The 7,062-nt window shown below is 61.4% G+C and carries 5 protein-coding genes; all 5 read right to left on the bottom strand.

All coding sequences use genetic code 11. From position 1 onward, the window contains the following. Positions 1–6: 6 nt before the first annotated feature. Positions 7–1,260, bottom strand: a complete 1,254-nt coding sequence (locus GJA_RS16265; protein WP_038494133.1) for a DUF2863 family protein — start codon at positions 1,258–1,260, stop codon at positions 7–9. 266 nt (positions 1,261–1,526) lie between these two features. After that, on the bottom strand, positions 1,527–4,247 hold the full coding sequence (gene acnA / locus GJA_RS16260; RefSeq protein ID WP_038494130.1) for an aconitate hydratase AcnA: 2,721 nt from the start codon (positions 4,245–4,247) through the stop codon (positions 1,527–1,529). A gap of 78 nt (positions 4,248–4,325) precedes the next feature. Further along, entirely contained in the window at positions 4,326–4,868 is a 543-nt protein-coding gene (locus GJA_RS16255; RefSeq protein ID WP_051780985.1) for a hypothetical protein, read from the bottom strand. Between the two features lie 13 nt (positions 4,869–4,881). Further along, entirely contained in the window at positions 4,882–5,871 is a 990-nt protein-coding gene (locus tag GJA_RS16250) for an HpcH/HpaI aldolase/citrate lyase family protein (protein ID WP_038494128.1), read from the bottom strand. A 96-nt stretch (positions 5,872–5,967) separates the two neighbouring features. Then, positions 5,968–6,957: a malate dehydrogenase gene (locus GJA_RS16245; protein ID WP_038494126.1), complete on the bottom strand. Its 990-nt coding sequence runs from the start codon at positions 6,955–6,957 to the stop codon at positions 5,968–5,970. Positions 6,958–7,062 lie beyond the last annotated feature (105 nt).

Below are 7,062 nucleotides of genomic sequence, written 5' to 3'. Positions count from 1 at the left end.
TTTTTTTTAATGGAAGTGCTGGTCGCCCTGCGGCGTGTCTTCCGGCATTTCCGCGTGCACCAGTTCGCCGACCGGGTCGGCAAACAATGGCGCGCCGCAATCGTCGCAATACTCGCCGACATAACGTTCGGCGTGGCGCTTGATTTGCGTCACGCCGGCCTCGTTCAGGTGCGACACGATTTCCTCGATCGGCGTCTTCGGTTTTTCGAGGCCGCTCATCATGCTGTGCATCAAGCCTTCGATCGGCGTGCCATCCTCATCTTCCTGGCCATACAGCGGCCAGACGATGCCGTACACCACTTCCGGCGCCTGGCGCAACGTAAAGCCGATGCGGTATTCATCGACCTGGCCATCGGCCGCTTCTTCGCCGAAGCCGGCGATCACGGCGCGCAAATCGGACGCTTCCACCGCCAGCGTGTGGGTCAGGTAATGCACGGCGGCGCGCACCGAGACCGGGCGGATCAGCTTGTCGGCTTCGCGGCAGGCCACATAATACGCTTCCGGCATCAGCAATTCGATGCCGCAGCCGGGCAGCAAGCGCGCCACCGACGGCGTCGCCTGGGCGCGCCATTGGTCCAGCGCCAAGGTGCGCTCGCCGATGAAATCGGGCTGGCTGGCCGGCGCTTGCCAGCGGAACAGCGGGGCGCCGGCCGGCGCCACCACCGCCACCAGCAGGTAGCGCGTGTCGGCCAGGAACGGTGCGGTTTCCGGCGCCTTGACGGCCGGCTTCAGCGCCGTGCCTTTCAAGGCGGCGAGCGCCAGCTTCTGTGTCTTGGCCCAGGTTTCGGCATGGCTGCGCGGCAATTGGTCGATCGAAAACAGCGTCGGCGCCATCGCCATGCAGGTGCCTTCGGCCAATAAGTGGGCTTCGAAGTGCATCGCCAGCGTGCTGTGCAGGTCGGCCGGCAGCGCGCCGGACGCGATCGAAAAACGGGTCCAGGCCAGGATAGGCACGGCCACCAGCAGGGTATCGTAGCGCACGTCGTCGTGCACGATGACGCCCGATTCGCTGACCGCTTCGACGCAATCCATCAGCACGTCGTAGGCGTTCAAGTCTTCCTTGAACAGGCTGGCGAGCGTGGTGTCGATGGTGTCCTGGTGGCCAGACTTGAGTAACTTCTGGAGCTGCGTATCCAGGCTGTGTTCCCACGACCGTTCTTCGAGGCGGCTGGCGGCCTGCACGATTGCCTGGGCAAAGGTGACCAGGCGCTGGCTGTCGGCCGTCAGTTTTTGGGATGAATCTTTGGATGGACGACGCATAGCGGGATAAGAGTCTCGTAAAGTGAAAAAAATGGATCCGTCAAACAATGATAAACCCTTATGCCTTGTATTGTAGAGGATTGTGACTCTAGCAATGCGTAGCAATGATGCGGATGCCATGCCAACGCTGGGGATAGATCAAGGCGAAGCGGCGTATTTCAAGGTGAATCGCGCGGTCCGGGCGCCCGCTGCAACGATTTTTACAGGAATCCAAAAAAAACGCCGGACGAATCCGGCGTTTTTGTCATGCTACCAGCTTGCCAATATCAAGCCGCCAGCAATTGACGCAGCACGAATGGCAGAATGCCGCCGTGTTTGTAATAATCGACTTCGATCGGGGTGTCGATACGCAACAGGACCTTGACGTCGACGCTGCTGCCGTCGGCGCGGTGTATCACCAGCGTCACTTGCTGCTGCGGCTTGATGTCGCCTTCGAGGCCTTTCAGGTCGAAGGTTTCATTGCCGGTGATGCCCAGGGTTTGCACACTGTCGTCGCCGATGAATTGCAGCGGCAACACGCCCATGCCGACCAGGTTCGAGCGGTGGATGCGTTCGAACGAACGGGTAATCACCGCCTTCACGCCCAGCAATTGGGTGCCTTTCGCGGCCCAGTCGCGCGACGAGCCGGTACCGTACTCTTCGCCGCCGAACACCATGGTTGGCGTACCTTCGGCAACATACTTCATGGCCGCGTCGTAGATCGACATTTCTTCACCGGACGGCTGATGAATGGTGATGCCGCCTTCGACCGCCGAACCGTCGGCCTTGGCCGGGATCATGCGGTTCTTGATGCGCACGTTGGCGAAGGTGCCGCGCATCATGATTTCATGGTTGCCGCGACGCGAGCCGTACGAGTTGAAGTCCGCCTTCAACACGCCGTTTGCCTTCAGCCATTTACCGGCCGGGCCGTTTTCCTGGATCGAGCCGGCTGGCGAGATGTGGTCGGTGGTGATCGAATCGCCGAACACGCCGAGCGCGCGCGCGCCTTCGATGCCGGTGGCGACCGCTTTAGGGGTCATCGTGAAGTCGTCGAAGAACGGCGGCTCGGCGATGTAGGTCGAGGTCGGCCAGTTGTACACTTGACCGGATACGGTGGTGACTTTTTCCCACAGCTTGCCCGGTGCGCCCTTGACGTCGGCGTAGTTGTCCTTGAACACTTTGGCGTTCATCGCGAACTTCATCATCGCCGAGACTTCGGCCGACGATGGCCAGATGTCACCCAGGTAGACGTCCTTGCCGCCCTTGCCCTTGCCGACCGGTTCGGTCATCAGGTCGCGCGTCATGTTGCCGGCGATAGCATAGGCGACCACCAGCGGAGGCGAGGCCAGGAAGTTCGAACGGATGTTCGGGTGGATCCGCGCTTCAAAGTTGCGGTTGCCCGACAACACAGCCGAAGCGACGATGTCGTTGGCGGCGATCGCGGCGTTCATTTCCGGGGTCAGGTCGCCGGCATTGCCGATGCAGGTGGTGCAGCCGTAGGCGGTCACGCCGAAGCCCAGCTTTTCCAGGTAGGGCAGCAGGCCGGCGGCGGTCAGGTACTCGGTCACGACGCGCGAGCCGGGGGCCAGCGAGGTCTTGATGTGCGGCGCGACTTTCAGGCCGGCTTCGACGGCTTTCTTGGCCAGCAGGCCGGCGGCCAGCATCACGCTCGGGTTCGAGGTGTTGGTGCACGAGGTGATCGCGGCGATCAGCACGTCGCCGTTCGACACCTTGACGCCATTGCTGGTTTCATAGACGGCGTTCAGGTCGGCCGGGTTCTTGTTGAAACCGTTTTCCGAGGTTGGCTTGGCGAACAGGTCGGCGAAGTTCGACTTGACGTTGCCGATTTCGATGCGGTCTTGCGGACGTTTCGGGCCGGCCAGCGATGGCGCCACCGACGCCAGGTCCAGCGCGACCACGCGGGTGTAGTCGATGTCGCCGGCCTTCGGCACGCCGAACAGGTTTTGCGCCTTGAAGTAGCCTTCGAACGCGGCGATCTCGGCTTTGCTGCGGCCGGTGCCCTTGAAGTAATCGATGGTCGCGTCGTCGACCGGGAAGAAGCCCATCGTCGCGCCGTATTCCGGAGCCATGTTGGCGATCGTCGCGCGGTCGGTCAGGGTCAGCGATTCGGTGCCTTCGCCAAAGAATTCGACGAACTTGCCGACGACTTTTTCCTTGCGCAGCAATTCGGTGATGGTCAGTACCAGGTCGGTCGCGGTGCAGCCCTCGCGCAGCGCGCCGGTCAGGTTGACGCCGATCACGTCAGGGGTCAGGAAGTAGACTGGCTGGCCCAGCATGCCGGCTTCCGCCTCGATGCCGCCGACGCCCCAGCCGACCACGCCGATGCCGTTGATCATGGTGGTGTGCGAATCGGTGCCGACCAGGGTGTCCGGGTAGTAGATTTCGTCTTTTTTCTCTTTGACTTTATGCACGCCGCGGGCCAGGTACTCCAGATTCACCTGGTGCACGATGCCGAAGCCCGGCGGCACCACGCCGAAGGTGTCGAATGCCTGCATGCCCCATTTCATGAACTGGTAACGCTCGTTGTTGCGCGAGAATTCCAGTTTCATGTTCAGGTCGAGGGCTTTCTTTTCGCGGTAGTGATCGATGGTGACCGAGTGGTCGACCACCAGGTCGACCGGCACCAGCGGTTCGATGTTTTTCGGGTTCAAGCCCATTTTGTTGGCGACGTTGCGCATCGCGGCCAGGTCGGCCAGCAGCGGCACGCCGGTGAAGTCTTGCAGCACGACGCGCGCCACTACGAACGGAATCTCGTCGGTGCGTTCGGCGGTCGGGCCCCAGCTCGCCAATTGCTTGACGTGTTCTTCGGTGACTTTTTTGCCGTCGCAATTGCGCAGCACCGATTCCAGCACGATGCGAATCGACACCGGCAGGCGGGAGACATTGATGCCCAGGCTTTTTTCCAGGGCAGGAAGGGAGTAGAACTTACCCTTCTTGCTATCCGAAATTGCAAAGTCCTTGAGCGTGTTCAGAGTGTTGCGGGACATGACCTCTCCTTGTTGGGTATCGTCTATTTATTGATGTTCAGTTCACGGCGGTGTCGCGGGTACGACCTTCCTTGTTGCTTACAGCAAGCCCTTCTGTTCAGCCGATGGCGCCTGGGCCGACGGCGAGGCCGCGCCGGCCGGCGCTTCCTGCGTCACCGGCGGCTTGGCCTGTTCGGCATCCTTGCATTCATTGGCCAGCTGACGATTCATTTTCGAATCGAGCAGCATGCCTTTGGCCGGGATGCCGATCCAGATCAGGCCGTACAGAGGGTTCTCGAAACGCTGCGCACCGGTGGTGGTGCCGACCCGCTTCAGGCGGTGCAGGCGTTTTTTCCAGCGCAGCGCGATGTAATTGTCATCGCTGGCATTGCTGTAAATGGTAATCTTGTTGCCCAGTTCGCAATTGAACTCGGTGGTGGTCGAAGCGCTCAGGTCGCCCACGTCGGCATCTTCCTCCGGTTCGGCCTTGGCGGCCGCCTTGGCCGGCGCCTTGGCTTTTGCCTTCGCCTTGGCCTTGACCGGCGGCGCCTTGGTGTCGGCGGCCTGGCTCAACGGGGCCAGGGACAGTGTCATCGCGCCCAGCGCGACGCTGCAGGCAATGGCTAATTTGGTGATCGACATCGTGTAATTCCAATCAGTGGTCAGTGGGGCTCGGGTTTAGCAAGGCAGCGGCGGCTTCCGGCAAGGCCAGGCCGGCCAGTTTGGCGCGCTGCAAAACTGTCCAATAATATCGGTAGCTGGCGCGGTCGTGCAAGCGCCCGTTCTGCGCGATCGGTCCCCACGCGGCTTTTGCCGCTTCGCTCAGGATATTCGTCGCTTCATTGACTTCGGATAAACGCGGCGTGAAAGCCTTGATGACCGGCTTGATCTGGTCCGGGTGGATGCTCCACATCCGGGTATAACCGAATTCGGCCGCCGCGCGCTGCGCGTCGTTGGCCACCACCGCCGAATCCTTGACGTCGGTGGTGACGTTGTGCGCGGCCACCTTGCCGTGCGCATGGCAGGCGGCGGCGATGTCGAGCTTGGCGCGCACCACCAGCGGGTGGCTGAACTGGCCCGGCGTGCGCATCGCGCTGGCCGGAATCGCGCCGTAGTGCGACGATACAAAATCCATGATGCCGAACGACAGGCATTCGACTTGCGGCAGCGCGGCGATGGCGAACACTTCATGCAGCGCGCCATGGGTTTCGATCAGCACGTGCACCGGCAGCGCGTCGCGGCCATGGGCTTGCGCATGGGTATTGATGACATCGATGGCGCGGATCACGTCTTGCACGCCATTGACTTTCGGCAGCGCGATATACGCCAGCTTGTGCGCCGCGGCGCAAATGATTTCGATGTCTTGCGCGAAAAACGGGCTGTCCAGGTCGTGCACCCGTACGCCGATGCGGTTGAACTGGTTGCCGTCTTCTTGCAGCAGCGCGGCGATCATGTGCGCGTGCGCCGCTTCATTGCCGGCGCTGGCGCCGTCTTCGCAATCGAAGGTGATGTCGAACAGGGGCCCAAGCTCTTGTTGCAAAGCAATCGATTTACGCATCAGCTTTTCAGAGCCGGCGTAATGGTCGCAAGCGGCGAGCAACAGCGGCTGGCGTTTGCCTTGGAATAAAACCTCGGAAGGGTGCATGCCTGGCGCATTCAATAGATAAGGGGTGACACGGCCGCGCCGCTGTGGGCGGCGCGGTGCGGCGGCGGCGCCTACCGCGCCGCCGTATGGTACTGCTTAGCCCAGCAAGTGCTTCACGCCGTTTTGCTCTTCCAGCAATTCGTTCAGCGTGACGTTGATGCGCTCTTGCGAGAATTCATCGATCGACAGGCCCTGGACGATTTTGTATTCGCCGTTTTCGGTGGTGACAGGGAAACCGAACATCACGCCTTCAGGAATGCCGTACGAGCCATCCGAAGGAATGCCCATGGTGGTCCATTTGCCGCTGGTGCCCAGCACCCAGTCATGCACGTGGTCGATTGCCGCATTGGCTGCCGACGCCGCCGACGACAGGCCGCGCGCTTCGATGATCGCGGCGCCGCGCTTGCCGACGGTCGACAGGAACACGTCCTTGTTCCACACGTCGTCGTTGATCAAGTCCTTGACCGACTGGCCATCGACTTCGGCGTAGCGATAGTCGGCGTACATGGTAGGCGAGTGGTTGCCCCATACGAACATTTTTTCGATCGATGCGACTGGCTTGCCCGATTTAGCGGCTACTTGCGACAAGGCGCGGTTGTGGTCCAGGCGCAGCATCGCGGTGAAGTTCTTGGCCGGCAGCGACGGCGCCGATTTCATCGCGATGTAGGCGTTGGTGTTGGCCGGGTTGCCGACCACCAGGACTTTCACGTTGCGCGAAGCGACGGCGTCCAGCGCCTTGCCTTGCACGGTGAAGATTTGCGCATTTGCTTCCAGCAAGTCCTTGCGCTCCATGCCCGGGCCGCGCGGGCGGGCGCCGACCAGCAATGCCACGTCGGCGTCCTTGAATGCGGTCAGCGGATCGGCGTGGGCGGTCATGCCGGCCAGCAGCGGGAAGGCGCAGTCGTCGATTTCCATCATTACGCCCTTGAGCGCTTTCTGTGCTTTTTCGTCCGGGATTTCAAGCAATTGCAGGATGACAGGCTGGTCTTTGCCGAGCATGTCGCCGTTAGCGATGCGGAACAGCAGGGAATAACCGATCTGGCCGGCGGCGCCGGTAACTGCAACACGCATTGGGGTTTTAGCCATGATGAATCTCCAAAGTGGGAAAGAAAACGAGCTTGAGGCGGTGCCTGGGCTGGTCCGGGAAAACTGTAATGATACCAAAACCGGCACGCTGCGATGGATAGTCTG

Source organism: Janthinobacterium agaricidamnosum NBRC 102515 = DSM 9628, assembly GCF_000723165.1.
In the GTDB taxonomy this organism is placed as follows: domain Bacteria; phylum Pseudomonadota; class Gammaproteobacteria; order Burkholderiales; family Burkholderiaceae_D; genus Janthinobacterium; species Janthinobacterium agaricidamnosum.
Note: the sequence above shows the minus strand (reverse complement) of the source record. Positions and strands in the feature narration are given on the sequence as shown.

Coding starts and splice junctions, on each gene's coding strand:
- GJA_RS16265 (WP_038494133.1), bottom strand. CDS start 1,260: ATGCGTCGTCCATCCAAAGATTCATCCCAAAAACTGACGGCCGACAGC.
- acnA (WP_038494130.1), bottom strand. CDS start 4,247: ATGTCCCGCAACACTCTGAACACGCTCAAGGACTTTGCAATTTCGGAT.
- GJA_RS16255 (WP_051780985.1), bottom strand. CDS start 4,868: ATGTCGATCACCAAATTAGCCATTGCCTGCAGCGTCGCGCTGGGCGCG.
- GJA_RS16250 (WP_038494128.1), bottom strand. CDS start 5,871: ATGCACCCTTCCGAGGTTTTATTCCAAGGCAAACGCCAGCCGCTGTTG.
- GJA_RS16245 (WP_038494126.1), bottom strand. CDS start 6,957: ATGGCTAAAACCCCAATGCGTGTTGCAGTTACCGGCGCCGCCGGCCAG.